At 67.7% G+C, this 25,688-nt stretch carries 26 protein-coding genes and 3 pseudogenes; 11 read left to right on the top strand and 18 right to left on the bottom strand.

Annotated elements, in window-relative coordinates:
- Nucleotides 1-197 precede the first annotated feature (197 nt).
- The 6 genes from bfr to nth all read left to right on the top strand — a co-directional run bounded on the left by bfr (nucleotide 198) and on the right by nth (nucleotide 4,504).
- Nucleotides 198-668 (top strand): bacterioferritin, encoded by a 471-nt coding sequence (gene bfr / locus IPK27_05275; GenBank protein ID MBK8067041.1) that lies wholly within the window; start codon nucleotides 198-200, stop codon nucleotides 666-668.
- Between the two features lie 215 nt (nucleotides 669-883).
- On the top strand, nucleotides 884-1,288 hold the full coding sequence (rpsF, locus tag IPK27_05270) for a 30S ribosomal protein S6 (protein MBK8067040.1): 405 nt from the start codon (nucleotides 884-886) through the stop codon (nucleotides 1,286-1,288).
- A 12-nt stretch (nucleotides 1,289-1,300) separates the two neighbouring features.
- Nucleotides 1,301-1,525, top strand: a complete 225-nt coding sequence (locus IPK27_05265) for a 30S ribosomal protein S18 (protein ID MBK8067039.1) — start codon at nucleotides 1,301-1,303, stop codon at nucleotides 1,523-1,525.
- An 11-nt stretch (nucleotides 1,526-1,536) separates the two neighbouring features.
- Nucleotides 1,537-1,986 carry a 50S ribosomal protein L9 gene (gene rplI / locus IPK27_05260; GenBank protein MBK8067038.1) on the top strand — a complete coding sequence of 150 codons (450 nt, stop codon included), beginning with the start codon at nucleotides 1,537-1,539 and terminating at the stop codon, nucleotides 1,984-1,986.
- Nucleotides 1,987-2,173: 187 nt separating this feature from the next.
- Nucleotides 2,174-3,547 (top strand): replicative DNA helicase, encoded by a 1,374-nt coding sequence (gene dnaB, locus IPK27_05255; protein MBK8067037.1) that lies wholly within the window; start codon nucleotides 2,174-2,176, stop codon nucleotides 3,545-3,547.
- A 330-nt stretch (nucleotides 3,548-3,877) separates the two neighbouring features.
- Entirely contained in the window at nucleotides 3,878-4,504 is a 627-nt protein-coding gene (gene nth / locus IPK27_05250) for an endonuclease III (protein MBK8067036.1), read from the top strand.
- Nucleotides 4,505-4,661: 157 nt separating this feature from the next.
- On the opposite strand, the gene IPK27_05245 is transcribed toward nth, so the two are convergent.
- From IPK27_05245 to IPK27_05230, 4 genes are all read right to left on the bottom strand, one after another.
- Nucleotides 4,662-5,147, bottom strand: a complete 486-nt coding sequence (locus IPK27_05245) for a glutathione peroxidase (protein MBK8067035.1) — start codon at nucleotides 5,145-5,147, stop codon at nucleotides 4,662-4,664.
- A gap of 83 nt (nucleotides 5,148-5,230) precedes the next feature.
- Complete coding sequence (locus IPK27_05240; protein MBK8067034.1) at nucleotides 5,231-6,382, bottom strand: FAD-dependent monooxygenase; 1,152 nt, start codon at nucleotides 6,380-6,382, stop codon at nucleotides 5,231-5,233.
- Between the two features lie 35 nt (nucleotides 6,383-6,417).
- Nucleotides 6,418-7,140, bottom strand: a complete 723-nt coding sequence (locus tag IPK27_05235; protein ID MBK8067033.1) for an FAD-dependent monooxygenase — start codon at nucleotides 7,138-7,140, stop codon at nucleotides 6,418-6,420.
- Nucleotides 7,085-7,624: an FAD-dependent monooxygenase gene (locus IPK27_05230; GenBank protein MBK8067032.1), complete on the bottom strand. Its 540-nt coding sequence runs from the start codon at nucleotides 7,622-7,624 to the stop codon at nucleotides 7,085-7,087. The genes IPK27_05235 and IPK27_05230 overlap by 56 nt, the downstream gene beginning before the upstream one ends.
- 96 nt (nucleotides 7,625-7,720) lie before the next feature.
- Here IPK27_05230 and IPK27_05225 point away from each other — a divergent pair, with 96 nt between their 5' ends.
- The 4 genes and pseudogenes from IPK27_05225 (at nucleotide 7,721) to IPK27_05210 (ending at nucleotide 10,337) form a co-directional block, all read left to right on the top strand.
- On the top strand, nucleotides 7,721-8,233 hold the full coding sequence (locus IPK27_05225; protein MBK8067031.1) for a class I SAM-dependent methyltransferase: 513 nt from the start codon (nucleotides 7,721-7,723) through the stop codon (nucleotides 8,231-8,233).
- Between the two features lie 83 nt (nucleotides 8,234-8,316).
- Nucleotides 8,317-8,853, top strand: coding sequence for a hypothetical protein (locus IPK27_05220; protein MBK8067030.1), 537 nt, complete (start codon nucleotides 8,317-8,319; stop codon nucleotides 8,851-8,853).
- Between the two features lie 7 nt (nucleotides 8,854-8,860).
- Nucleotides 8,861-9,415 carry a cob(I)yrinic acid a,c-diamide adenosyltransferase gene (locus tag IPK27_05215; protein ID MBK8067029.1) on the top strand — a complete coding sequence of 185 codons (555 nt, stop codon included), beginning with the start codon at nucleotides 8,861-8,863 and terminating at the stop codon, nucleotides 9,413-9,415.
- A gap of 2 nt (nucleotides 9,416-9,417) precedes the next feature.
- Nucleotides 9,418-10,337: pseudogene (locus IPK27_05210) on the top strand (histone deacetylase family protein).
- Nucleotides 10,338-10,404: 67 nt separating this feature from the next.
- Here IPK27_05210 and glmS read toward each other — a convergent pair.
- The 8 genes and pseudogenes from glmS to IPK27_05170 form a co-directional block, all read right to left on the bottom strand.
- Nucleotides 10,405-12,237, bottom strand: a complete 1,833-nt coding sequence (glmS, locus tag IPK27_05205) for a glutamine--fructose-6-phosphate transaminase (isomerizing) (protein ID MBK8067028.1) — start codon at nucleotides 12,235-12,237, stop codon at nucleotides 10,405-10,407.
- A 230-nt stretch (nucleotides 12,238-12,467) separates the two neighbouring features.
- Nucleotides 12,468-14,051 (bottom strand): hypothetical protein, encoded by a 1,584-nt coding sequence (locus IPK27_05200; protein MBK8067027.1) that lies wholly within the window; start codon nucleotides 14,049-14,051, stop codon nucleotides 12,468-12,470.
- Between the two features lie 155 nt (nucleotides 14,052-14,206).
- Nucleotides 14,207-14,647 (bottom strand): hypothetical protein, encoded by a 441-nt coding sequence (locus IPK27_05195; protein ID MBK8067026.1) that lies wholly within the window; start codon nucleotides 14,645-14,647, stop codon nucleotides 14,207-14,209.
- A gap of 99 nt (nucleotides 14,648-14,746) precedes the next feature.
- Nucleotides 14,747-15,526, bottom strand: a complete 780-nt coding sequence (locus tag IPK27_05190) for a hypothetical protein (protein ID MBK8067025.1) — start codon at nucleotides 15,524-15,526, stop codon at nucleotides 14,747-14,749.
- 135 nt (nucleotides 15,527-15,661) lie between these two features.
- Nucleotides 15,662-16,472: pseudogene (locus IPK27_05185) on the bottom strand (ferritin-like domain-containing protein).
- A 112-nt stretch (nucleotides 16,473-16,584) separates the two neighbouring features.
- A pseudogene (gene purF / locus IPK27_05180) lies at nucleotides 16,585-18,068 on the bottom strand (amidophosphoribosyltransferase).
- A 29-nt stretch (nucleotides 18,069-18,097) separates the two neighbouring features.
- Nucleotides 18,098-18,637, bottom strand: a complete 540-nt coding sequence (locus tag IPK27_05175) for a CvpA family protein (GenBank protein ID MBK8067024.1) — start codon at nucleotides 18,635-18,637, stop codon at nucleotides 18,098-18,100.
- A complete protein-coding gene (locus tag IPK27_05170; GenBank protein ID MBK8067023.1) occupies nucleotides 18,634-19,194 on the bottom strand; it encodes an SPOR domain-containing protein in 561 nt (186 codons plus the stop codon). Before IPK27_05170 ends, IPK27_05175 begins: the two co-directional genes overlap by 4 nt.
- A gap of 45 nt (nucleotides 19,195-19,239) precedes the next feature.
- On the opposite strand from IPK27_05170, the gene IPK27_05165 reads away from it, so the two are divergent.
- Nucleotides 19,240-19,602 carry a hypothetical protein gene (locus IPK27_05165; protein ID MBK8067022.1) on the top strand — a complete coding sequence of 121 codons (363 nt, stop codon included), beginning with the start codon at nucleotides 19,240-19,242 and terminating at the stop codon, nucleotides 19,600-19,602.
- A 172-nt stretch (nucleotides 19,603-19,774) separates the two neighbouring features.
- Here the strand turns inward: IPK27_05165 and IPK27_05160 are convergent, their stop codons facing one another.
- The 6 genes from IPK27_05160 to truA form a co-directional block, all read right to left on the bottom strand.
- The gene (locus IPK27_05160; protein MBK8067021.1) at nucleotides 19,775-21,055 is read right to left on the bottom strand and encodes a bifunctional folylpolyglutamate synthase/dihydrofolate synthase; all 1,281 of its coding nucleotides are present in this window, start codon (nucleotides 21,053-21,055) and stop codon (nucleotides 19,775-19,777) included.
- A 101-nt stretch (nucleotides 21,056-21,156) separates the two neighbouring features.
- The gene (locus IPK27_05155) at nucleotides 21,157-22,026 is read right to left on the bottom strand and encodes an acetyl-CoA carboxylase carboxyltransferase subunit beta (protein MBK8067020.1); all 870 of its coding nucleotides are present in this window, start codon (nucleotides 22,024-22,026) and stop codon (nucleotides 21,157-21,159) included.
- A gap of 56 nt (nucleotides 22,027-22,082) precedes the next feature.
- Nucleotides 22,083-22,895: a tryptophan synthase subunit alpha gene (locus IPK27_05150; GenBank protein ID MBK8067019.1), complete on the bottom strand. Its 813-nt coding sequence runs from the start codon at nucleotides 22,893-22,895 to the stop codon at nucleotides 22,083-22,085.
- 163 nt (nucleotides 22,896-23,058) lie between these two features.
- Nucleotides 23,059-24,291, bottom strand: coding sequence for a tryptophan synthase subunit beta (trpB, locus tag IPK27_05145; GenBank protein ID MBK8067018.1), 1,233 nt, complete (start codon nucleotides 24,289-24,291; stop codon nucleotides 23,059-23,061).
- Nucleotides 24,263-24,907 carry a phosphoribosylanthranilate isomerase gene (locus IPK27_05140; GenBank protein ID MBK8067017.1) on the bottom strand — a complete coding sequence of 215 codons (645 nt, stop codon included), beginning with the start codon at nucleotides 24,905-24,907 and terminating at the stop codon, nucleotides 24,263-24,265. The genes trpB and IPK27_05140 overlap by 29 nt, the downstream gene beginning before the upstream one ends.
- The gene (truA, locus tag IPK27_05135) at nucleotides 24,904-25,674 is read right to left on the bottom strand and encodes a tRNA pseudouridine(38-40) synthase TruA (protein MBK8067016.1); all 771 of its coding nucleotides are present in this window, start codon (nucleotides 25,672-25,674) and stop codon (nucleotides 24,904-24,906) included. The genes IPK27_05140 and truA overlap by 4 nt, the downstream gene beginning before the upstream one ends.
- Nucleotides 25,675-25,688 lie beyond the last annotated feature (14 nt).

Genomic DNA, 25,688 nt, shown 5'->3' with positions numbered 1-25,688 from the left:
GGTGTTGGTATTGGTTGTTGGTGTTGGTTGAAAAGCCAGAGCTGATCGGCGCCTCGAGCCTGCTTCTGCTTGAACCAACACCAACACCAGAAACCAACACCTGCTGCAGACGATGACGTGCCGGCGACAAGTCCCCTGCCGCCTTCCCCTATGATGTCCGTCCCGATCGCAGCGCGATCCATGCCCACCGGACGGCCATGAAAGGCGACCCCAAGGTCATCGCATACCTGAACCAGATCCTCGCCAACGAGTTGACGGCGATCAACCAGTATTTCCTGCACTCGCGGATGTTCCGCAACTTCGGCTACCACGCGCTGGCCAAGCACGAGTACGAGGAATCGATCGACGAGATGAAGCACGCTGACAAGCTGATCGAGCGCATTCTGTTCCTCGAAGGCCTGCCGAACCTGCAGAAGCTCAACAAGCTGATGATCGGCGAGAACCCGCGCGAGATGATCGGCTGCGACCTCAAGCTCGAAGAAATGGCGATCCCGGATCTCAAGGAAGCCATCGCCTATTGCGAAACCGTGCGCGACTTCGGCACCCGCGAGCTGCTGGAAGACATCCTCGAGAGCGAGGAGGAGCACGTCGACTGGCTGGAAACCCAGCTGGGGCTGATCGATAGCCTCGGCGAGGCCTTGTACCTGCAGGGGAAGGTGGGCAGCTGAGCGTTGAAGGTTATGGGTTGTGGGTTCTGGGTTATGGGCAGCAAGTGCGGAGCGCGCCGGACCGCTGCCCACAACTCACAACCCACAACCCACAACTCTCGGCACAGAGTTGCCGCTCCACCCATCTCGCAGTAGACTCCGCGCCCCCGTCCGGGTCCCCGGGCGGTGCCTCGCTCCACCGGATCGTCCGGGGGGCTTTATCCGTGAGGATTCTCATGCGTCATTACGAAGTTGTGTTCCTGGTCCACCCGGACCAGAGCGAACAGGTGCCGGCGATGATCGAGCGCTACCGCGCGATGATCGAAGGCGATGGTGGCAAGATCCACCGCCTGGAAGACTGGGGCCGTCGTCAGCTGGCCTATCCGATCGAGCGCCTGCTGAAGGCGCACTACATCCTGATGAACATCGAGTGCTCCGCCGCCGCGCGCAAGGAACTGGAAGACGCCTTCCGTTTCAATGACGCCGTGCTGCGCCACCTGATCGTGGTCATGAACGAGGCCGTCACCGAGATGAGCCCGATCATGAAGACCAAGGACGAGAAGCCGCGTCGTCGCGACGACGATTCCACGGATTCCCCGACTGCGGTCGGCACCGGCGACGACGATTCGGCCGCCGCCTGAAGGAGATAGACCATGTCCCGTTTCTTCCGCCGCAAGAAGTTCTGCAAGTTCACCGCTGATGGCGTGACCCAGATCGACTACAAGGATCTGAACACGCTGCGTCAGTACGTCACCGAGACCGGCAAGATCGTGCCGAGCCGCATCACCGGCACGCGCGCGCGCTTCCAGCGCCAGCTCTCGACCGCGATCAAGCGCGCCCGCTTCCTGGCGCTGATCCCGTACACCGACAGCCACTGAGGAGCCGATCCATGGATGTGATCCTGCTTCAGAAGGTGAAGAACCTCGGCAACCTCGGCGACCGCGTCAAGGTCAAGCCGGGCTACAGCCGCAACTTCCTGATCCCCTACGGCAAGGCCGTGCCGGCCACCGCCGCCAATGTCGCCGACTTCGACAAGCGTCGCGCCGAGTTCGAAGCGCGCGCCAACGAGACCCTGGCCGCTGCCGAAGCGCGCAAGGCGCGCCTCGAAGGCGCCTCGGTCACGATCAAGGCCAACGCCTCGACCGAAGGCAAGCTGTACGGCTCGGTCGGCCCGCGCGACATCGCCGAGGCCTTCACCGCCGCCGGCCTGCCGCTCGAGAAGTCGGAAGTGATCATGGGCGAAGGCCCGATCCGTCGCGTCGGCGAGAGCGAAGTCGAAGTGCACCTGCACGCCGACGTCCACACCACGGTCAAGGTCGTGGTCGCGCCGGAAGCCTGAGCTTCTTCGTAGTGCACCGGAAGCCCGCGATGCCGAGAGGCGTCGCGGGCTTTCTCGTTTGAGGGGAGTTGAGAAGCGGGAAGGTGAGGGGGCGCCGCCCCCATTTCGTCCCGCCCCCTGCCCCGCTTCACCTGCCCACGCTTCTCCCGCCGTCTCTCGCGCCCCGCGCCACGCTAGCATCCGCCCCATGACCGATCCCCGCTACGCCAACGCCCGCACCCCGCCCTACTCGCTGGACGCCGAGCAGGCTGTGCTGGGCGCGCTGATGCTGTCCGACGAGGCCTACTTCAAGATCTCCGACAAGGTCTCGGCGTCGGACTTCTACCGCCACGACCATCGGATCATCTTCGAGGCGATCTCGGCGCTGAAGGAGAAAGGCCAGCCCTGCGATGCGGTCACGCTGGGCGAGTGGCTGGAGCGCAAGGAGCAGTCCGAGGCTGCGGGTGGCATCGGCTACGTCATCGAGATCGCGAACAACACGCCGGGCGCGGCGAACATCGTCGCCTATGCCGAGATCGTGCGCGAGAAGTCGATCCTGCGCTCGCTGATGGAGGCCGGCACCCAGATTGTCGACGACATCCTGCAGCCGGAGGGGCGCAGCAGCGAGGAATTGCTGCAGGGCGCCGAGAAGCTGGTGTTCGACATCGGCGAGCGCGGCAAGCGCGGCAAGGGCAGCTTCACGCCGATCGCCGAGGCGCTCAAGGAAGCCTACCGCGCCATCGAGTTCCGCTACTCGAACAAGGGCACGCTGAACGGCCTGGACACCGGCTTCGCCGACCTCAACGCGCTGACGAATGGATTGAATGGCGGCGACCTGGTGATCGTCGCGGCACGCCCGGCGATGGGCAAGACCTCGTTCGCGATGAACATCGCCGAGCACGCGGCGATCCAGAGCGGCCAGCCGGTGGCGATCTTCAGCCTGGAAATGCCGGTGGCGCAGCTCGCCATGCGCATGATCTCCTCGCTCGGCCGGGTGGACCAGAAGCGTCTTCGCAATGGCGACCTCGCTGACGAGGACTGGCCGCGCGTGACCAGCGCGATCACCCTGCTGACCAGCGCCAAACTGTTCATCGACGACACCGGCGGTCTGTCCCCATCCGAGTTGCGCGCGCGCACCCGACGGCTCAAGCGCGAGCACGGCCTGGCGCTGATCGTGGTCGACTACCTGCAGCTGATGCAGGTGCCGGGGACCAAGGAAAACCGCACCAACGAGATCTCCGAGATCTCGCGCAACCTGAAGGCGATCGCCAAGGAGATGAACGTCCCGGTGATCGCGCTGTCGCAGCTCAACCGCTCGCTGGAGCAGCGCCAGGACAAGCGCCCGATGATGGCGGACCTGCGCGAATCGGGCGCCATCGAGCAGGACGCCGACATCATCTGCTTCATCTACCGCGACGATTACTACAACCCGGACTCTCCGAAGAAGGGCACCGCCGAGGTCATCGTCGCCAAGCACCGCAACGGACCGACCGGGTCGATCGACCTCTGGTTCCGCGGCCAGTACACGCGCTTCGACTCGATGGCGCGCGAGGGCAGCAGCGTGTTCGACAGCTACGGCTAGTGTGGTGTTCCGTAATTAGTTGATTTTTTTTGGGGTGTTTTTGGGGGGGGGGGGGGGGGGGGGGGGGGGGGGGGGGCGGGGCGGGGGGGGGGGCGGGCCCCGCCCCCCCGCGCCGCGGGGGGGGGAATTAATCCGGGGACGTCCCGCACCCCCCCCCCGCCCCCCCCCCCCGCCGCGGGGGGGGGCGGGGGCGGTTGGGCTTCGCCGCGGGGGGGGGGGGGGGGGGGGGGGTGGGGGTGGGCGGCGGCGGGCCCCGGGGGGGTCGGGGGGGGGCGGGCCCCGGACCTTTTCGGTGGTGTTGGCGGGGCAGGACCCCCGCATGACAAGGCGATCCGCAGCGAAATCTTCCGCCGCCTGCGCGAGCTGAATCCGCACCCGAAAACCGAGCTCGAGTACGCGACCCCTTTCCAGTTGCTCGTCGCGGTGGTGCTCTCGGCGCAGGCCACCGATGTCGGCGTCAACAAGGCCACGCGGCGGCTGTTCCCGCGCGCCGGCACGCCGGCGGAGATCCTCGCGCTCGGTGAGGAGGGCCTGTGCGACTACATCCGCACCATCGGCCTCTTTCGCAGCAAGGCAAAGCACGTCATCGAGCTCTGCCGCCTGCTGCTGCAAAAGCACGGTGGCGAAGTACCACAGGACCGCGCGGCGCTGGAGGCCCTGCCGGGCGTCGGCCGCAAGACCGCCAACGTCGTGCTCAACATGGCCTTCGGCCAGCCGACGATCGCGGTCGACACCCATATCTTCCGCGTCAGCAATCGCACCGGCATCGCCCCCGGCAAGGATGTACGTGAGGTCGAGGACCGCCTGCTGCGCGTGGTGCCGCCCGAGTTCAAACTGGACTGCCATCACTGGCTCATCCTGCATGGGCGCTACGTGTGCCAGGCGCGCAAGCCACGCTGCGGCGAATGCCCGATCAGGGATTTGTGCGAGTACCGGGGGAAAGAGTCGGCGACCTGAAGATTGAAAAGCGGGGCAAGGGGCAGGGGGCAGGGGACGCAACCGGCGGTGCCTGCGGCCCTGCGGCAAGCCCTGGGGTTCGGGGCACAAAATCGCCGGAAGCAGGACCCCTGACCCCGCCCCCCTCCTGCCAGCCCCTGCCCCGCTTCTCCAGCCCCTACCCGCCCAAGGCCTGCTCGATCGCCGCAATGACCTCGGGCGCATCCGGCTTGACGGTGGGGGCGAAGCGCGCCAGCACCTGGCCGTCGCGGCCGATGAGGAATTTCTCGAAATTCCACGAGATGTTGCCAGGGTGCGCGGCGTCGGGCCCCGCGAGCCACTCGTAGAGCGGGTGGCGCCCGGCGCCGTTGACCTCGATCTTGCCCGACATCGGGAACGTCACGTCGTACTTCAGGGTACAGAACTGCTGGATCTCGGCCTCGGTGCCGGGTTCCTGTCCTGCGAACTGGTTGCACGGAATGCCGAGCACCAGGAATCCGCGGTCGGCGAAACGGCGATGCAGCGCCTCCAGCGCGGCGTACTGCGGCGTGAGCCCGCAGCGGCTGGCCACGTTGACCAGCAGCGCCACCTCGCCGTCGAAGCGATCGAGCGGCAGCTCCCACCCATCGATCCCGGGCAGGCGGAAGTCGGCAAGTCTGGACATGGAATGAGCGCTCGGTGTCGGATTCTCGGGGTGCGAAGCATGCCACCGCGCAGGCGAGCGTGGTGTCACGACCTTGGACGGAATCAGCGTCCGGCGGCGATTCCGGCCGCGTGCTCGGCCAGCTTGCGCTTGAGCGGCGTGAAGCGGTCGATCAGGCCCAGACCAACGGCGCGTGCAGCCACCAGCGGACCGTCGGTCACTGCGTAGAGCTTGTTCAGGCCGTCGAAGGCACGCGCCGCCAGGGTGGCATCGCTGCGCCGCTCGCGCGCCCAGCGCTGCAGGTCGGAATCGCCCAGCGGCGGGCGTTGCGCGGCGCGCGCGCGCGCCACGCCTGCCAGCAGCGATTCGACATCGGCGAAACCCAGGTTGACGCCCTGCCCCGCCAGCGGGTGCACCACATGCGCCGCATCGCCGACCAGCACCGCTCGCTGCTGCGCGAAGCGTTGCGCGATCTGCAGCCGCAATGGGAACGCGCCGCGCTCGGAGCTCAGCCGCAGGCGCCCGAACGCGCCGTCACTGGCGCGCCGCAACTGCGCCTCGAACTCGGCCTCCGGCGCCGCGGCCAGGGCGCTGGCGCGCTCGGAGGGGAGCGTCCAGACGATCGACGCGCGGCCGTCGGCCAGCGGCAGGAAGGCCAGCGGCCCGGAGGGCAGGAATCGTTGCCAGGCAAGTTCAGGCTGCGGCCGCTCCAGTTCGATGTGCGCGACCAATCCGCTCTGGTGGTAGGGAGCGCCATCGACGCCGATCAGCAGTTGCTCGCGCACCCGCGACTGCACACCATCGGCACCGACCAGCAGTTTCGCCTGCAGCGTGCCGCCGCTTTCCAGCCGCAGGCGCACGCCGGCGTGGTCGATGTCGAAACCGCGCAGCGAGTCGCCCAACAGCAGGCGCACGCCCGGCTCGCGCTCGACCGCGCGCCAGAGCACGCCGGCGACCAGGCGGTTCTCGACGATGTGCCCCAGGCAGGGCCAGCCATAGTCGGCGGCATCGAACCCGATGCGGCTGCCGCCGATCGCATCGAAGACCTGCATCCGCGCATACGGCGATGCGCGCACGACTGCGATCTCCGACCACACTCCCAGGTCAGCCAACAGCCGCTGTGCATGCGGCGCGATCGCGACCACGCGCAGGTCCACTGGATCCTGTGGCTGCGGCGGCGCCACCGGATTCTGCTCGATCAAGGCCACCTTCAGGCCAGCGCGTGCGAGACCAAGCGCCGTCGCCGCGCCGACCATACCGGCGCCGATGATCACCGCGTCCAGTTGCGATTTCACATTCGAGTCCTTGCGAGTTGCGGGGTGGCGCCACGGAAGCCCATGCCGCCAAGTTGCAGGTGTTCGCGCAGCGGCGCGATGCGATCTGCCGCGAGCAACGACAGACTGCGCAGCCAGCGCGCTGGCGCGAGATCCGGCACGGTCGCCAGCGCGAGCGCATGGCTGAGGCCGGTGGTCGCGGCGCGGTCGCCAGCGCGCGCCTGCGCGTAGCCTTCGAGCAGGCTGGGCGAACCTGGGTCGGCGCCTGCGCGGTGCGCCTGCAACAGGCGTTCGGCCAGGGTTGCGGCATCGCGTACGCCCAGGTTGAAGCCCTGCGCGCCGACCGGGTGCACCGCCTGGGCGGCGTTGCCGACCAGCACCTGGCGCGGCGCGGTCAGGCGCTCGGCGATCACCCGTCGCAACGGATAGGCCACCCGCTCGCCAGCCTGGCGCAGGCGCCCGAGGCGGTAGCCGAAAGCCGCCTGGAGTTCGCCCAGATACTCGCGCTCCGACAGCGCGAGCAGGCGCACCGCCGCGTCCGTCTGGACGACGTGGACCGCCCCACAGCGCCCGCCGGATTGTGGCAACAATGCGACCGGCCCGCTGCGGGTGAAGCGCTCATAGGCGGTACCGCCGTGATCGCGCTCCGGGCGCAGCGCGCAGCAGATCGCGGTGCGCTGGTAGTCATGGCGGATGGTGCCGATGCCCGTATCGGCACGCAGGCTGCGATTCGACGCCATCGGCGATCACCAGCAGGCGCGCATTGCAGCGTGTGTTAGCCGCGCCTTCCAGAATGGCGACGATGTGATCCGCGCCGGGCACTGCCTGCACGACGGCGGCCGGCGCGATGACCTCCAGATCAGGGCGCGCCTGCACCGCACGCTGCAGTGCCAGCAACAGGCGGCGCGCCGGCGCGATCATGCCGAAGCGCTCGCGGCCCGAGTCTCTCGCGGCCCAGCGGACCGCACCGAACTCGCCAGCACTGGAGACGTGGATCGCGCGGATCGGCTCGGCGTCAGCGCCCAGCAAGGGCAGCACGTCCAGCGCATCGAGGATGCGGCAACTGACTTCCGACAGCGCGAGGTGCCGCTCGTCGGCGCCCCGGGCGCTCTCACCCAGCGGCTGGCGATCCACCAGTGTCACCCGCAGCCCGGAACCGGACAACGCCAGCGCGAGGCTGAGGCCCACCAGGCCACCGCCGGCGATCAGGATGTCGGTTTCCATCGGGCATCGCTTGTCGTAAGTCCGGCGCGAGCATACGACTCAGGGGAAGAGCCGGGAACCGATTGGCTTAGACTCACGCGTTTTACGGAGGCAGGCATGAAACTGGATCTGGGTTGCGGCAGCCGCAAGGCCGAAGGGTTCCTCGGCGTGGACATTTCCGCCGAATGCGGCGCTGACATCGTGCACGATCTGCGCGTATGCCCCTGGCCGTTCGACGACGACAGTGTGGACGAGGTGCGCTGCATGCACTTCTTCGAACATCTGACTGGGGAAGAGCGCATGCGGTTCATGGATGAACTCTGGCGGGTCATGAAGCCAGGCGCCACTGCGCTGATTGTGACCCCCTACTGGCAGAGCTATGGCGCGGTGCAGGACCCGACGCACCAGTGGCCCCCCGTGTGCGAAGCGTCGTACTTTTACTTCATCCGCTCCTGGCGCGAGACTGCGGGCGTTGCGCACTACCCGATCCGCTGCGATTTCGATCTGAGCTACGGTTTCTGGCTGGGCCCGGACTGGCGCGACAAGCCGCAGCAGGAAAAGGGCTTCGCGCTGCGCCACTACTGCAATGTGGCCCAGGACCTGCACGCCACGTTGAAGAAGCGCGCCTGAATCCGGCAGGCGCGTGAGACACAGAGGTGGCGGGCGCTTGCGCTATGCTGGCAGTCTGACTCAAGTTGCTGCGGAGAATCCCGATGTCGAACCATTCCGCCCAGTGGCAACCGCGTGCGACGCTGGTGGTGACGCTGATTGCGCTCGCCGCCCTGTCGCGCCTGCTGCCGCATCCGCCGAACTTCACCCCGGTGGAGGCGATGGGCCTGTTCGCGGGTTCATACCTGGCCGATCGTCGCCTGGCCTTCCTGGTGCCGCTCGCCGCGATGGCCCTGGCCGACCTGTTCCTCGGCCTGCATGGCGGGATGCCGGTGATCTACGCGCTGATCGCGTTCAATGTGTGGCTGGGAATGCGCATGGGGCCGTCGCCCTCGACCGGGCGTGTGGTGGGTTACGGTCTGTTCGCGGCAACGGTGTTTTTCGTGGTCAGCAACTTTGCTGTCTGGGCAATGGGCGCCGGCCATTACTACACTCAGGACCTTGCCGGCCTGGTGCTGTGCTACACCCTGGCCCTGCCCTTCTTTGCGTACACCCTGGCCGGCATGGCGGTTTACTCGCTCGCGCTGTTCGGCGGCATGGCGCTGCTGTCACGCGCGCGCGGCGCCCCGGCGACTGCCTGAGCTGGCCGTGGGCAACCGTCTGTCCAAGATCTACACGCGCACTGGCGATGACGGCAGCACCGGTCTGGGCGACGGCAGTCGCGTGGCCAAGGACAGCCTGCGGGTCGCCGCCTACGGCACGGTGGATGAGGCCAACAGCTGCATCGGCGTGGTGCTGGCGCACGCAGGCCTGCCAGAGCACGTCGTCAGCTGCCTGACGCGCGCGCAGCACCAGTTGTTCGATCTCGGCGGGGAACTGTGCATCCCCGGCATGGAATTGGTGCAGGACGGCGACATCAGCGCGCTGGAACGTGATCTCGATGCGCTGAACGAACCGCTGCCGGCGTTGAAGGACTTCATTCTTCCGGGCGGCGGACCGGCTGCGGCGCACTGCCATGTCGCGCGGACGGTCACCCGCCGCGCCGAGCGCGACGTCGTCGCGCTGTCGCGGGTAGAGCCGGTGCGCCCGCAGGTGGTTCGTTATCTGAATCGCTTGTCCGATCTGCTGTTCGTCATCGCACGCGTGCTGGCACGCGCGGGCGGCGCGGGCGAGGTTCTATGGGATCGCAACAAACGCGGCTGAGCGTGCTTGCCCTCACCCATCCGGCGTGCCTGACGCATGACCCGGGACCGGGCATCCAGAACATGCGGAGCGGGTCCGCGCGGTGGTCGACGCGCTGCACAGTGCTTTCGGCGAGCGCCTGTCCTGGGCCGAAGCGCCGCGCGCGACGCGCGCTCAGCTGCTGGGAGCGCACACGGCGCGGCTGATCGACGAACTGGAACGCGCGTCGCCCGCGTCGGGGATCCATCGGGTCGATGCGGATACGGTGATGTCTTCCGGATCGTTGGAGGCTTCGCTGCGTGCAAGCGGCGCCGTTTGCACTGCGGTCGACTGGGTCCTCGCCGGCGCACACCGACGCGCCTTTTGCGCCGTGCGGCCACCCGGACACCACAGCCGCGCGGACCAGGCATCGGGATTCTGCCTGCACAACCACATCGCGGTGGGCGCGCGGCATGCGCTGACGGCGCACCGCCTGGCGCGGGTGGCGATTGTCGATTTCGATGTCCATCATGGCAACGGCACGCAATCGATCTTCGAACACGAGCCGGCGGTGCTGTTCGTTTCCAGCCACCAGTCGCCGCTGTATCCGGGCAGTGGTCGTGCGGATGAAACCGGGGTCGGCAACATCGTCAACGGCGAGCTTCCGCCGGGTTCGGGTTCGGAGGCCTTTTGCGCCGTGTGGCGGGCGCGCCTGCTACCGGCCATCGATGCCTTCCGTCCCGAACTGCTCCTGATCTCGGCTGGATTCGACGCCCATCGGTTGGATCCGCTGGCAGACCTCAACCTCGGTACGCCTGACTACGCCTGGATCACCCACGAACTGGTGGCGCTCGGCGAGCGCCACGCGCAGGGACGCATCGTGTCTACGCTGGAAGGCGGCTATTCGCTCACCGCGCTGCGCGACGGCAGCGTGGGGCATGTTGGGGCGCTGCTGGGGGATTGAGGCGGCCGGCCGCGCCGAGGCAGACCCAAAGCGGCGGGGCGCCGCGGCGCGGCACCCCGCCCTACGCTCATTCCACCGTCACGCTCTTGGCCAGGTTGCGCGGCTGGTCTACGTCGGTCCCCTTGAGCACGGCCACATGGTAGGCCAGCAACTGCATCGGGACGGTGTACAGCATCGGCGCGACGAAGGCGCCGACGCTGGGCACCGCGATGACATGCGAGCGGTCATTGCTCATCGTGGCCGCGACTGCCTCGTCGGCGAACACGAACATCTCGCCGCCGCGCGCGCGCACCTCCTGAATGTTGCTCTTGAGCTTCTCCAGCAACTCGTCGTTCGGCGCGACCGCGACCACCGGCATCTCGTCGTCCACCAGCGCCAGCGGGCCGTGCTTCAGCTCGCCTGCAGGGTAGGCCTCGGCGTGGATGTAGCTGATTTCCTTGAGCTTGAGCGCGCCTTCCATCGCAATGGGAAACTGCACCCCACGGCCAAGGAAGAGCGCATGGTGCTTGTCTGCGAAGCGCTCGGCCATCGACTTGATCTGCGGATCGAGCGCCAGCACGCGGGTGATGGCATTCGGCAGTAGCTCCAGCTCGCGCACGGCGGAGCGATAGCGTTCGGCATCCATGCCCTTCGCGCGGCCAATTTCGAGGGCCAGCATCGCCAGGGCGGTGAGTTGGGTGATGAAGGCCTTGGTCGAGGCCACGCCGATCTCGGGGCCTGCGCGGGTCATCAGCACCAGTTCGCTGGCGCGGACCAGGGAGCTCTCGGGCACGTTGCAGATCGCCAGGCGCGCCAGGTAGCCACGTGTGCTGGCGTATTGCAGGGCCGCGAGAGTGTCGGAGGTTTCACCCGACTGCGACACGGTGACCAGCAGGGTCTTGGCCGGCACAGCGGCGTGGCGATAGCGGTACTCGCTGGCGATCTCGGCCGCGCAAGGAACCCCTGCAAACGCCTCGATCCAGTAGCGCGCCACCTGCGCAGCGTGGTTGCTGCTGCCGCAAGAGACGATCTGGACGGCCTGCAACTCGTGTAGCAGCGTGCGGGCACTGGGCCCGAAGATTTCGGTGAGGATGTGCCCGCGCGCCAGGCGGCCTTCGAGCGTATCGGCGATCGCCTGCGGCTGCTCGTGGATCTCCTTGAGCATGTAGTGACTGTACTGCCCGCGCTCGACCGCGTCGGGGCGGAACTGTGCTTCCTTGACCGGGCGTTCAACCTGGGTGCCGTGTTCGTCGTAGATCGCGATGCTGTCGGGAGTCAGGTGGACCAGGTCGCCATCGTCGAGATAGATGAAGCGGCGGGTTTCGCCCAGCAGTGCGTAGATGTCCGAGGCCAGGTATTGCGCGCCCTCGCCGACGCCGACAACCATCGGCGAGCCTCGACGTGCGCCGACAACCTCGTGTGGCGCATCGCTTGCGATGACGGCAATGGCATAGGCGCCTTCGAAACGCGCGATTGCGCGCTGCACGGCGCGCAGCAGGGTGTCGCCCTCGCCAAGATGAGATTCGATCAAATGGGCGACGACTTCCGTGTCGGTGTCGGAATCGAAGCGGTACCCCCTTGCGATCAATTCTGCGCGCAGGGATTCGTGATTCTCGATGATTCCGTTATGGACCACGGAGACGCGCTCGCGCGAGGTGTGTGGGTGCGCATTGCGCTCGTTGGGCACGCCGTGTGTTGCCCAGCGGGTATGCGCAATACCCGTATCGGCACTTACGGAGCGCCCTGCGTAGAGTGCTTCAAGTTCGCGGACCTTACCGGGAGTGCGCAGCCGCTCGAGCCCCTGTTGCGTCAGCAAGGCCAGACCCGCCGAGTCGTAACCCCGATATTCCAGCGCCTTCAGACCGTTGATCAGGAGTGGCGCAACATTCTTGCGAGCTGCGATGCCGACAATCCCACACATGCGGAGTTCTCCTGGATCAATAGGATGGGCCTGAGCAAGCCGTGGTCAGCGTGCTGCTCCATTTGATCGGAGTCTAGCGACGAGGGTTCCTCTACGGATATCCGAAACGGGCGATCGCATGGCATCGGCACCCCCTGGCCGGCTGGCCCGGTGCGATTTCAACTTCGAGCTATCCAAAAAGCGAAGGGGCCCTCGCGGGCCCCTTCGACAACTACCTGAGGGTAGTCAGATCAACCGCGCATGCGGAAGCCGACCACGCCCAGACCCAGCAGGAGCACCAGAGCGGCCAGCAGGATGCGGCCCTGCTCGCTCATCGCCGGAACCGGCGTGTACTCACCCGGCGGCGGCGGAGCCGACTGACCCGGGCAGCTCAGGGTGAAGGTGAAGCTCGGCGGCGTGCAGCCAGCCTGGCTCGACGTCGCCGAGCAGGTCAGCGTGCCGGTGCCCGTGGTCTGCTCGGAGTTCGTGCAGGACGCACTCACCGTTCCCGTGGCGTTGTTGGTCAGCGTCAGCGGGTTCGGGTTGGTCGTGACGTTGAACGTCGTGCCAGCCGAGACACCACTGGTGGCGCAGGTCACGGTGTTGCTCACGCCGATGCCAGCGCCCGTCAGGGTGAAGGTGCTGACGACCGAAGCGGCGCCGCCGTTGGTCAGGCTGATCGTGCCGGAAGCCGGGGTGGCATTGAGCGTGCCGCAAGCCGGCGGCGGCGCGCCGCAGACCACGTTGAAGCTGCGCACGTTCGACGCACCGCCAACCGGGCTGATCTCGGTCACGTCGACGCGGAAGTTCTCGGTGGCCAGACCCGTGGTGTTGATCGGGCAGGTGCAGCGGATGTCACCAGAGTCCGGCGCCAGGGCGACGAAGTCCAGCGGCGAACCCACCACAGCGCCACCCTCGGCGACGAAGTTGCAGCTCATCGACGGCGCCGGACTGGCCAGACCGGTGTAAACCGCAGCCAGCTGCTGCAGACGGGAGGTCGCCGCGTTGCCGGTGCCAGAGCCGTTGCAGGCCGCGCCGTCAGTCGGGCAACCCACGTCGACCTGGAAGTTGCTGCCAGCGGCCACGTTGGTGCTCGAGCCAGCGGCCGGGGAGTAGGTCAGCGTCGGCGGCGTGCCAGCCGGCGCGGCGGCCGGGCAGGTCAGCGTCCACACACGGTTCACCGCAGCGCCGCCGCCCGCCGTTTCCGGACAGGTCAGCGTTGCGTTGGTGGCAGCCACTTGCGGCAGGCAGTTCGGCAGCACCAGGTTCTGCGGGGTCGTGGTGTTGCCAACGAACGACAGCTGATTGATGTTGGTGGTCGGGAAAGCAGCGCCGCCACCGGAGATCGTGCACGCGCCGACCGTGGTCGTCGCAGCCGCGCCGGAGCCCGAGCCACCGCTCGGCGTGGCAACGATCGGCGAGGCCGTACCAGCACCGGAGTAGGTGATCGTGGTGCCGAAGTTCGGAGCGTAGGCGATCGTCGGCGGGGTGTTGGTGACACCGCCGGTGACAGTGATGCGGAACGGGCCGTTGCGGGTGCACGTCAGACCGTCGCACTCGATGAACAGAGTGGTGAAGTCGTAGTTCGCGGGGGCTGCGGCAGGCGCAGCAGTGAACGCGAAACTACAGTACGCCGTCGCGGTGCTGGTCAGCGGATTACCCGCACCAGAGGGCGGAATGATGCGGATGAACTGAGACATCGCGTTCACGCCGCAAGTCGAACCAGGCACCACCACGGTGGGAACCACCGTGGTGAAGACCGAGGCGTTGTAGGTCAGGTCAAGCTGCGCTTCCTGGGTCACGCCGTCACCGGCGAACAGGAAGTTGACATTCACCGTACCCCCCTGCGCCACAGATGCGGGATCCGGGCTCTGCGTGAAGACACCCGCAAACGCTGCGGTGCCGGCCATTGCGAGCGAAGTCGCAACTCCAAGCTTCAAGATCAGGTTTCGCATATCGCCACTCCGATTGATCGTTATTTTGGTGCTACTTATTTTTGCGACACGTCCGTCGACTGAACGTTGCACGTTGCAGCGGCCCCACCGCCGAAGCATTCGCTGAATGCGACGTCGATCTTGGGCGTTCCGCCGATCTTCTCGCCGGTACTCGCAAGCCGGAACGAGCAGACGTCGGTCATGCTCTTGCCGAGAGCCTTGTCCTCGCCAGAAGGCGGGACAACGCGCATCAGTCCCTTTTCAGCCGATGCGGCGCAAACACTGCCCGACATCTTCACAGCGGAGTCGACAATACGGTAACCGGCGGGGATTGCCAAATCGATCATCGCTTCCTGGGTCTTGCCATCGCCCATGAAGGAAACGGAGACGATCAGGTCGCTGCCCTTGGCAGCATAGGTCCACACCTGGAAGTCGGCAGCCGAAGCGGTACCAGACAGCAGCAGCGAGCCGATGACAAATGATGCAAAGCGGTTCATTGGGTTCTCCTTGTCAGCGGGCTGATCAGTTGCAGGAAGCAAACGCGGCGAGCAGCGCGGTCACGCCAGCTACGATCGGTCGCGCTGACGTTACCGGTCTCATTTGCAGTCCGGCTGTCCAGCGGCGATCGTCGGCGGAATTGCGAGTTCGCTGGTAATGGCGCCACGGTCAGCGGAGGTGATCGAGCCGTTGCCATTCGAATCGCCACGGCACAGGCGGCCCGGGCTCTGGGTGCGACGCGAATCGAATTCGTCGAAGTACACGGCGCTGCCAACCGTCGGCGAGCCCGCGATCAGACCCATGCGAGCCTCGGTGATTGAGTCCGCTGCGTTGTTCAGGTTGGCGAAGTTAACCGTGCCGGCGACCGCTGCCGGAAAGGCGCTACCGCTGTTTCCGGTCACGGTTCCAGTCATCGACCCCGTGCCGGCCGCAGCCGCCCAGTTCAGCTCGATGGAGTAGTACCGATTGTCGGCGACAGTCACGTTCTGCGCGGCGCCGCCGGTGTTGGTGGTGAAGCTCAACTGGTTGCCGTCATGCGTGACGCGGATGATGTTCGTGCCACCGGTGTTGCGTGCCTGAAAGATATCGGCCGTGCCGGCAGTAATGTTGCCGGTGTAGTAGTAGAAACGGACGCGGTAGCTGGCTTCGTTGTTCGGGGTGGTATCCGTGACGAAACGTCCGGCGCGCCATTGGAGTTGGGCTACCCGGAGGCTGCAGCGTCCCGAAGTGCGGCTGAAGCCGGCAGTGGGCTCGCCCGTGTCAGCTACCGACAGGCCCGTGGCCGACGACCAAGCACTGATGGCGCAAGCCGAAACCGCCTGCGCGCCGAACAGCAGCGCCGCAGCGACCGCCGTACCGATAAGGTTCTTGTGATTCATGGAGGTGTCCTTCAGATCAAGTTGAAGTTGCGCGCCCGATAGCGATGCCGGCCGGCTAAGGCCGCAGCACCCCACCGCACAAGGCTAACACAGCCCTGTACGGGAGTTAAAGACGCAAAGAGCTGCAGTTTCCTCTCACCGGGCATGCGCGGTCAGCGCATCGAGTTCCGCGATGGCAAATCCAGCCGTCAGCCGCGCCGCCCGGTTGAACGGCAGGCGCAGGACGACGGCGTGCTCGCGCACCAGGCGCAGGAACTCGGCGGCGGGATCGAGGCTCCGCTGCGCGCACAGAAACGAGAACCAGCGCGATCCGATCGCCACGTGGCGCACTTCCTCGCGCAGGATCACGTCCAGTGCCGCCACGGTTTCGTCGTCCCCGGCCCGACGCAGGCGCTCGATCATGCCCGGGGTGACGTCGAGCCCACGCGCTTCGAGCACGCGCGGCACCAGCGCCATGCGCACCAGCGGATCGTGGTCGGTGTCGAGCGCCATCTGCCACAGACCGTCGTGCGCCGGAAAGTCGCCGTAGCGGCAACCGAGTTGGTCCAGCCGCGCAGCCAACAGCTGGAAGTGACGTGCCTCGTCGGCGGCTACACTTGCCCAGTCCAGGTAGTAGTCGGCCGGCATGCCGGGGAAACGGTACACCGCATCCCATGCCAGGTTGATCGCATTGAACTCGATGTGAGCGACCGCGTGAACCAGCGCGGCGCGGCCCCTCGGCATTGCTGAGCTTGCGCTGGGCCAGTTGTGCCGGCGCGACGAGAACCGGAGCTGCCGGACGGCCTGGGTGGTCGATGCGCACGCCGGGGGCTGCACCATCAGCGGGCACCGGCCACCCTCCCTGCTCGATCAGGCGCCAGGCTTCGGCGGTGCGCTGGAGCTTGGCCTCCACGGAGGATTCGCGCAGGCAGTCCAGGGCGAGTTGGCGGATGTCGGAAACAGTCATAGGCGCCGTTTCAGAGACCAGAAGATCGCGGGCTGAGCCCGCTCCCACGAAAAGCGATTGCCTGCCGGTTCGAGAATGCGCGCGAAACCCGGACGGCCGGAAATCAAAGGCCTCAGGCCGCCACCACATCGCGCCGCTTCTCCTTGGCGCCATCGGAACGGGTCGCTTCCAGTTGCTGCAGGTAGCCGTCGCTGAGCCCGGTGACGTACTCGCCGGAAAAGCACGAGGTGTCGAAGTGCTGAGATCCGGATTGCCCTCCTGCACCGCGGCGATCAGGTCCGGCAGGTCCTGGTAGATCAGCCAGTCGCAGCCGATGAAGGCCTCGATCTCGGCTTCGCTGCGACCATGCGCGACCAGTTCGCTGACCGCGGGCATGTCGATGCCATAGACATTCGGATAGCGCACCGGCGGCGCGGCCGAGGCCAGGTAGACCTTGCGCGCGCCGGCCTCGCGGGCCATCTGCACGATCTGCTTGCTGGTGGTGCCGCGCACGATCGAATCGTCGACCAGCAGCACCACCTTGTTGCGGAACTCGAGCTCCATTGGGTTGAGCTTGCGGCGCACCGATTTCACCCGCTCCTTCTGCCCCGGCATGATGAAGGTGCGGCCGATGTAGCGGTTCTTGACGAAGCCCTCGCGGTACTCGACGCCGAGCACCTTGCCCATCGCGATGGCCGCGCTGCGCGAGGTATCGGGGATCGGGATGACCACATCGATGTCGTGGTCCGGGCGCAGCCGGCGGATCTTGTGTGCCAGGCGTTCGCCCATGCGCAAGCGCGCCTTGTAGACCGACACATCCTCGATCATCGAATCCGGGCGCGCGAGGTACACGTACTCGAAAATGCACGGTGCATGCACCGCGGGCTGGGCGCACTGGCGCGCGAGCATCTGGCCATCCTCGGTGATCAGCACCGCCTCGCCCGGCGCGACGTCGCGCACACGGCGGAAGCCGAGGATGTCGAGCGCCACACTCTCCGAGGCCAGCGCCCACTCGGTGCCTTCGGGCCCTTCGCGGTTGCCGATGACCAGCGGACGGATGCCGTTGGGATCGCGGAAGCCGACCATGCCGAAGCCGAGCACCAGGGCGACGATGGCGTAGCCGCCGACGCAGCGGGCATGCACCCCGGTTACTGCCTTGAACAGGTGCTCCGGTTCCAGGCGCAGATGGTTCTGTGCCTGCAACTCGTGGGCGAACACGTTCAGCAGGACCTCGGAATCCGATTCGGTATTGATGTGCCGACGGTCCTCGGCGAACACATCGCGCTTGAGTGCGCGCGCATTGGTCAGGTTGCCGTTGTGCGCCAGCGCGATGCCGAAAGGCGAATTGACATAGAAAGGCTGCGCTTCGGCCGCGCCTTCCGAGCCGGCGGTCGGATAGCGGCAGTGGCCGATGCCGACGTTGCCGCGCAGGCGCGCCATCGAGGCGTTGTCGAACACGTCGCGGACCAGGCCGTTGCTCTTGGCCAGGTGCAGCCGCTGGCCGTCGAAGGTGGCGATGCCCGCCGCATCCTGGCCGCGGTGCTGCAGGACGGTCAGTCCGTCGTACAGCGCGGTGGCGACTTCGCTGCGGCCGACAATGCCGATGATTCCGCACATGGCAGGGTTCCTGGGATCGGGTGACGCGGTCAGACCGCAGGGGTGGGAGGCGGCGGCGCCTCGGGCGGCGGCGCCGCGCGGCAGCTGCCAATGATCTCACGCAGGCTGCCCGGCAGGAAATCGCGAGCCTGAACGGCAAGCATCTCGACCGTGGGGATCAGGCGCGACTGCTGCCACCAGGGGTCCTGGCAGACCGGCGTCCAGCTGGCCACCGCGACCAGCGCGATGACCGTCAGCAGCCCGCGCACGGCGCCGAACACCGCGCCCAGCAGGCGGTCGGTACCGGACAGTCCGGTCGAGCGCACCAGGCGTCCGACCAGCCAGCTGAGCATCGATCCCAATGCCAGGATCGCCACGATCAGGATCAACGCCGCGACCGCCAGGCGCACCGATGGCAGCTCGATTCCACCCAGGAACACCGCGGCGAAGGGCGCGGTGAAGCGGAACGCTGCCCAGAGCGCCAGCACCCAGATGATGATCGACAGGGCCTCGACGACGAAACCGCGGATCAGGCTGATGGCGGCCGACAGCGCGATGATGCCGACGATCAGCCAGTCGACCCAGATCACGGGTGGGTCACGACCAGCGCATCGACCAGCTTGAACCTGGTCTTGAGCTCGCCCTGGATGCGCTGCGCGTTTTCGCGCTTCGCTTCCGGTCCTACGCGCACGCGGTGGCTGGTCTGGCCGCCGCCGAGTTTCACCGGCTCGACGAAGGCCGCATAGCCGCCTGCTCGCAGGCGGGCGGCGAGTTCGTCGGCGCCCTCCTTCTTCGTGAACACGCCGACCTGGACCACCCAGCCGGAGAGATTCGGGCGCGTGGGCGTCGATTGCGTCGCGTCGGCCGCGGCCAGTTCGACCACGCTGCTGGCTAGGCCGGCGATCTGGCGCTGCGCGGACAGGCGCGCGGCATCCGCTTCGGTACGCGTGGCATAAGGCTTGGACCGCACCCGGTGCAACGAGCGGCCGGAGGAGCCCGGCAGGGTCTCGATGGTCGCCGGCACACCCGCCTTGGCGAGGTCGCGCACCAGGGCTTCAGCGTTGGCTCGCTCGGCGTAGCTACCGAACTGGGCGAGGAAGCGGCCGCCGGCGGCCGGAACCGGCGCAGCAACGGGGGGCGCAGCCACCGGTGCCGGTTTCGGCGCTCGACGGGCGCCGGCGCGGGGGTGGGCTTGGCTGGAGGCGTCGACGCCGGCGGCGGGCTCGCCGGTGGCGGCTGCACGGGAGGCGTATCGACCGCCGCGATGCCACCGGACACCGGCGGCGGCACCGGATCGGCGACATCGTTACCGGCGCCGTCGGCGATCGCTTCAGTTTCCGGCCTGGGCGCGGTCATCGCCGGATCCAGCGGCAGCCGGCGCGTTTCCACGCCGGGCTCGGTGCGCGGCGGGATGGTCAGGTCGACCTGTTGCGTGCGCACCGACTCGTCCGGCGAGTCGAGCAGCATCGGCACGAAGATCACCGCGAGGGCAATGATCACGGCCGCGCCGACCAGGCGTTGGCGGAGGGCGTCGTCCATGGAGAAGGGATCGTGAAACGCGAAGTGGCCGAGTATAGGCTGATCCCCGAGAGCCCCGCTTCGAGGCGGTGCCGACCCGTTCAACGCGGAGACGCGGAGGACGGCGTGCGTAGCCCGGGGTACGTGCGCAGCGCGTTCCCCGGGTGCTTGCCGCAAGTACCCGCTGAGCCGCTGCGCGGCACAACGGGCTACGATGCTGGATGCTCGCAGGTGGACAATGCCGCGGCCACGGTGAAGAAGGAGCCGAAGACCACGATGCGGCCAGCCGCCCCGGCGTGCTCGTCGGCCTGCGCGAGTGCTTGAGACATCGCCTCGCCATCCGCGACTTCGATGTTGCCGGCAGCGCCGAGCGCGCGCAGGGCCGTAGCCTGGTTCGCCGGATCCGCCGCCCTGGGTGAAACCGTGCGCAGGTCGCAAACGATCCAGGCCGCAAACGCCTGCCGCAGGGGCCGCACGATGCCCGCGAGGTCCTTGTCCCCAAGCGCGGCGAACACGGCGACATTGGGTTCGCGCGGGTGCCGCTGCAGCCAGCGCGCGAGCTCGCGCGCGGCCTCCGGATTGTGCGCCACGTCGACGATGGTCTCGATCCGCCGCGGCAGACGCTCGAGCCGGCCACGCACGCGGGCGAGCGCGACGCCTTCCGCCGCTGCGGCAGCATCGAATCTCAGGTGATCACGCAGGCACCACCAGGCCCAGATCGCGGCGGTCGCATTGCGACGCTGGCAGGGCGCGGACAGTGTCGGCGGTGGCAAGCGCAGGGGCGCAGCGTCTGGAAGCGGGCAGGTCCAGTCCGCCTCTCCGGCATCGGTCGTGGGCGGCAGCACCCACAGTTCCGCGCCCATGCCCTGCGCGACCCGGAACACCGTCTCGGGCGGATCGAGGGCCGCCAGGATCGCCGGCCGCCCGCGGCGGAAGATGTGCGCCTTGTCCCAGCCGATCTGCTCGCGCGTGTTCCCCAGGAATTCCTGGTGGTCGAGGTCGACACTGGTCAGGATCGCCGCGTCGGCGTCGATCAGGTTCACCGCATCGAGGCGCCCGCCGAGGCCGATCTCCAGCACAGCAACGTCCAGGCCGGCGCGCGCCAGCACGAGGAAGGCTGCCAGCGTGCCGAACTCGAAGTAGCTGAGCGAGACATCCCCGCGCGCCGCGTCGATCTCGGCGAATGCGGCCACCAGTTGCGCGTCGCTGGCATCCTCGCCACCGATGCGCACGCGCTCGTTGTAACGCAACAGGTGCGGCGAGGTGTAGCTGCCGACCAGGTGACCGGCAGAACCCAGCATCGCCGACAGGAACGCGACCGTCGAGCCCTTGCCATTGGTGCCGCCAACGGTGATGCAGACCGGCGCCGGACGCGGGCTGCCGAGGCGTTGCCACACCGTACGCACGCGGTCCAGACCAAGGTCGATCGCCTGCGGATGCAGGGCTTCGAGGTAGGCCAGCCAGGTGGCCAGGCTAGAGCACGGCGTCATGGAGAGCATGGCTCTGGTTGTGGGTTCTGGGTTCTGGGTTGTGGGCAGCGACGGCGCGGGTTGCGCGGGCTCGCTCTAGCCCACAACTTACAACCCACAACTCACAACCGGGCTTCGGGAGCCTGCCGCTGCAGGATCGCCAGCATCGCCGCCAGCTTGTCGCGCAGCTCGCGGCGGTCGACGATGGCATCGATCGCACCCTTGTCGAGCAGGAACTCGCTGCGCTGGAAGCCTTCAGGCAGGGTTTCGCGCACGGTCTGCTCGATCACGCGCGGGCCGGCGAAGCCGATCAGCGCCTGGGGCTCGGCGAGGTTCAGGTCGCCGAGCATGCCAAGGCTGGCGGACACGCCGCCGGTGGTCGGGTGGGTCAGCACCGAAACGAAGGGCACGCCGGCCCGGCGCATGCGCGCGAGCGCGGCCGAGGTCTTGGCCATCTGCATCAGCGAGTACAGGCCTTCCTGCATGCGCGCGCCGCCGGTGGCCGAGAAGTTCACCAGGGGGGCGCGCTCGTCCAGCGCGCGTTCGGCGGCACGCGCGAAGCGCTCGCCGACCACCGAGCCCATCGAGCCGCCCATGAAGGCGAACTCGAAGGCACTGGCGATGAGTGTGCGGCCCTTGAGCAGGCCCTTGGCGGAGATCAGCGCGTCCTTCTCGCCGGTCTGGCGCTGCGCCGTGATCAGGCGATCGCGATAGCGCTTCTGGTCGCGGAATTTGAGCGCGTCGAAAGGCGCCAGGTTGGCGTCGATCTCGCTCATCGTGCCCGGATCGAACAGCGACTCCAGGCGCTTGCGCGCGGCGATCGGCATGTGGTGATTGCACTTCGGGCACACCCGGATGTTGCGCTCCAGCTCCGGGCCATACAGCACGGCCGCGCAGGACGGGCATTTCTCCCACAGGCCCTCGGGCACGTTGCGCTTCGCGCTGCCTTCGGTGCGGATGCGCGAGGGCATCAGTTTGCTGAACCAGCTCATGAGAGAGTGAAAAGTAAAAAGTGAAAGGTGAAAGGGTCTGGCGCCGTAGCCATTCGTCAGGCGGAACGCAGGGCGGCCAGGGCGTCGCGGATCGGGGGGAGGAATGATGCCACTGCGGCGTCGACTGCGCTGGCGTCGGTGGCGTCGGCGAGGCGTTCGACCAGGGCGCTGCCGATGACGATCGCCTCGGCGTGGGCGCCGAGCGCCGTGGCGCTGGCGGCGTCGCGGATGCCGAAACCAACGGCGATCGGCACCTCCGACAGTCCGCGCAATTCCTCGAGCGCGGCGATCGCGCTGGCGTGCTCCAGGTGCCCGGCGCCGGTGATGCCCTTGAAGGACACGTAGTACAGGAAGCCCCCCGCCTTCGCCGCGATGCGCTGGCGGCGCTCGGGCGGGGTGGTCGGCGCCAGCAGGTAGACCTGGTGCAGGCCGAGCTCGGCCAGCGTCGCGTCGTAGCCGGCGGATTCCTCGATCGGGCAATCGACCAGCAACATGCCGTCGGCGCCCGCGGCCGCCGCGTCCCGTGCAAAACGCTCGAAGCCGTAGCGTTCGATCGGATTCAAGTACCCCATCAGCACCACCGGTGTGCTGCGGTCGTCGGTCCTGAAGGAACGCACCGCGTCGAGCACGTGGACAAGTCCGACATGCTTTGCCAGCGCGCGCTCGTTCGCCTGCTGGATCACCGGGCCGTCGGCCATCGGGTCGGAAAACGGCATGCCGAGTTCGAGCAGGTCGGCGCCATGACGGACCAGCGCGTGGAGCACGTCGACCGTAAGCGCGGGATCCGGATCGCCCGCGGTGGTGAAGGTGATCAGGCCCGGGCGGCCGGCGGCGCGCAGGGCGGCGAATCGGGTATCGATGCGGTTCATGGGGCGGTGAGTGGTGAGTAGTGAGTGGTGAGAAGCGGCAGCCCGCGAAACGGGGCCGTGCGGCTCTGTCGCGCCGGGCGCAAGAGCGGGAAGCGTTGAATCGTGCGGGCTGTTGCCACTCACCACTCACCACTCACCACTCACTGCGGCGCCAACGGCGCCGCTAAAGCGTGATCCCTTCGATCCGCGCAATTGTATTCACGTCCTTGTCGCCACGCCCGGACAGGTTGACCACCACGTGCCGGTCCTTGGGCAGGCTGGCGGCCAGCTTGATGCCATGGGCGACGGCGTGCGAGGACTCCAGCGCCGCGAGGATGCCTTCGGTTCGCGCCAGGCGATGGAACGCGGCGAGCGCCTCGTCGTCGGTGATGCCGACGTACTGCGCGCGGCCGGTGTCCTTGAGGAAGGCGTGCTCGGGGCCGACGCCGGGATAGTCCAGGCCAGCGGAGACCGAGTGGGTCTCGATGATCTGGCCGTCGGCATCGGCGATCAGGTAGGTGCGGTTGCCGTGCAGCACGCCCGGCACGCCGGCCGACAGGCTGGCCGCGTGGCGACCGGTCTCGATGCCCTCGCCCGCCGCCTCGACGCCAACGATGGCGACGCCGTCGTCGTTGAGGAAGTGGTGGAAGATGCCGATCGCATTCGAGCCGCCGCCGACGCAGGCGACCACCGCATCCGGCAGCTTGCCGTACTCGGACAGAATCTGTGCGCGCGCTTCCTGGCCGACGATGGCGTTGAAATCGCGCACCATCTTCGGATACGGGTGCGGGCCAGCCACCGTGCCGATCATGTAGAAGGTGTGGTCGACATTGGTGACCCAGTCGCGCAGGGCTTCGTTGAGCGCATCCTTCAGCGTCTTCGAGCCCGAATGCACCGGCACCACGGTGGCGCCGAGCAGCTTCATGCGGAAGACGTTGATCGCCTGGCGCTCGACATCCACCGCGCCCATGTAGACCACGCATTCCAGTCCCAGGCGCGCGGCGATGGTGGCGCTGGCCACGCCGTGCTGGCCGGCGCCGGTCTCGGCGATGATCCGGCGCTTGCCCATGCGCCGCGCCAGCAGGCCCTGGCCGACGGTGTTGTTGATCTTGTGCGCGCCGGTGTGGTTCAGGTCCTCGCGCTTGAGCAGGATCTGGGCACCGCCAACCTCGCGCGAGAGCCGCTCGCAGTGGTAGATCGGCGTCGGCCGGCCGACATAGTGCTTGCGGTCGCGCTCGAGTTCGGCGATGAACTCGGGATCGACGCGATAGTGCTCGTAGGCGGCGGCCAGTTCGGCCAGCGGCGCCATCAGGGTTTCCGCGACGAAGCTGCCGCCGTAGGGGCCGAAGTGCCCGCGGGCATCCGGGTAGGCGGCGTAGTCGACGCGCTCAGTCGCGCCGTGATTCTCGGGTTGCACGATCCACCTCGCTCATGAAATGACGCATGCGCTCGGGGCATTTGAACCCGGGCGCGGATTCGATTCCGCTGGAGACGTCCACCGCAAAGGGCCGCACCGCGGCAATCGCGGCGGCGACGTTGTCCGCCGCCAGGCCGCCCGCGAGGATGATGCGCGGAGCCCAGTCAGGCGGAATGCGCGACCAGTCGAAGCGCAGGCCGGAGCCGCCCTGCTCGCCGCTGCGGTGTGCGTCCAGCAACACACCGCGAGCGTCAGCATACGCCGATGCCATCATGGCCACGTCTACGCCATCGCCCATCGCCAGCGCCTTGACGTATGGCCGGCCAAACTGACGGCAGAACTCTGGCGTCTCGCGACCGTGGAACTGCACCAGGTCCAGCGGCACCGCGCCGAGCACGGCCGCGACGTGCGCGGCATCTGCGTCCATGAACAGGCCAACGGTGCTGACGAAGGCCGGGACCGCGGCCACGATGTCGCGCGCCTGCTGGATGTCGACGCATCGCCGGCTGCCGGGGACGAACACCAGGCCGACCGCATCCACGCCCAGGCGCACCGCCGCGGCCGCGTCCTCGGCGCGGGTGATGCCGCAGAACTTGACCCGGACGCGCGCGCTCACAGCGTGTGCGCCGGCGGCAGGCCGAATTCGGCCGGGTAGCGCGCCGCCAGGAAGGTCAATCCCTGCGGCGGCGCGGTCGGGCCGGCGCGCGTACGGTCGCGCGCGGCCAGCACCTCGGCGATCCAGGACGGCGGTTGCTCGCCCTTGCCGACCAGCAGCAGGCTGCCGACCAAGTTGCGGATCATGTGATGCAGGAAGGCATTCGCCTCGAATTCGAAATCGAGGAATTCGCCGCTTTCGGCGAGATCGATCCGCGCGAGGTTGCGCACCGGCGAACGCGACTGGCAAGCGACGGTGCGGAAGCTGCTGAAGTCCTGCTCGCCGATCAGTGCCGGCACCGCCCGGCGCATCGCGTCCACATCCAGTGGCTCGCGCACCCAGGTGCACAGTCGCGCATCCAACGCCGGCCGCGTGGCGCGGCGCAGGATGCGGTAGCGATAGCTGCGGCGGCGCGCACTGTAGCGCGCGTGGAAATCATCGCGCACCGGTTGCGCCCAGCACACGGCCACGCTCGGCGGCAGCCGCGAGTTGACGCCCATCACCCAGGCGCGCTCGCCGCGGGTGGCCTCACAGTCGAAATGCACGACCTGCCCGCGCGCATGCACACCGGTGTCGGTGCGTCCGGCACAGACCGCCGTAACCGGCTGGTCGGCGACGAAAGCGAGCGCACGCTCCAGCGTGGCCTGCACCGTGGGCTCCTGGTGCTGGGTTTGCCAGCCCAGGAAGCCGGTGCCGTCGTATTCGATGCCGAGTGCGTAACGAGGCATTGGGTTGGGAGAGG

Source organism: Rhodanobacteraceae bacterium (assembly GCA_016713135.1).
Taxonomy (GTDB): Bacteria; Pseudomonadota; Gammaproteobacteria; order Xanthomonadales; family SZUA-5; genus JADKFD01.
This window is presented reverse-complemented; position numbering and strand designations above follow the sequence as displayed.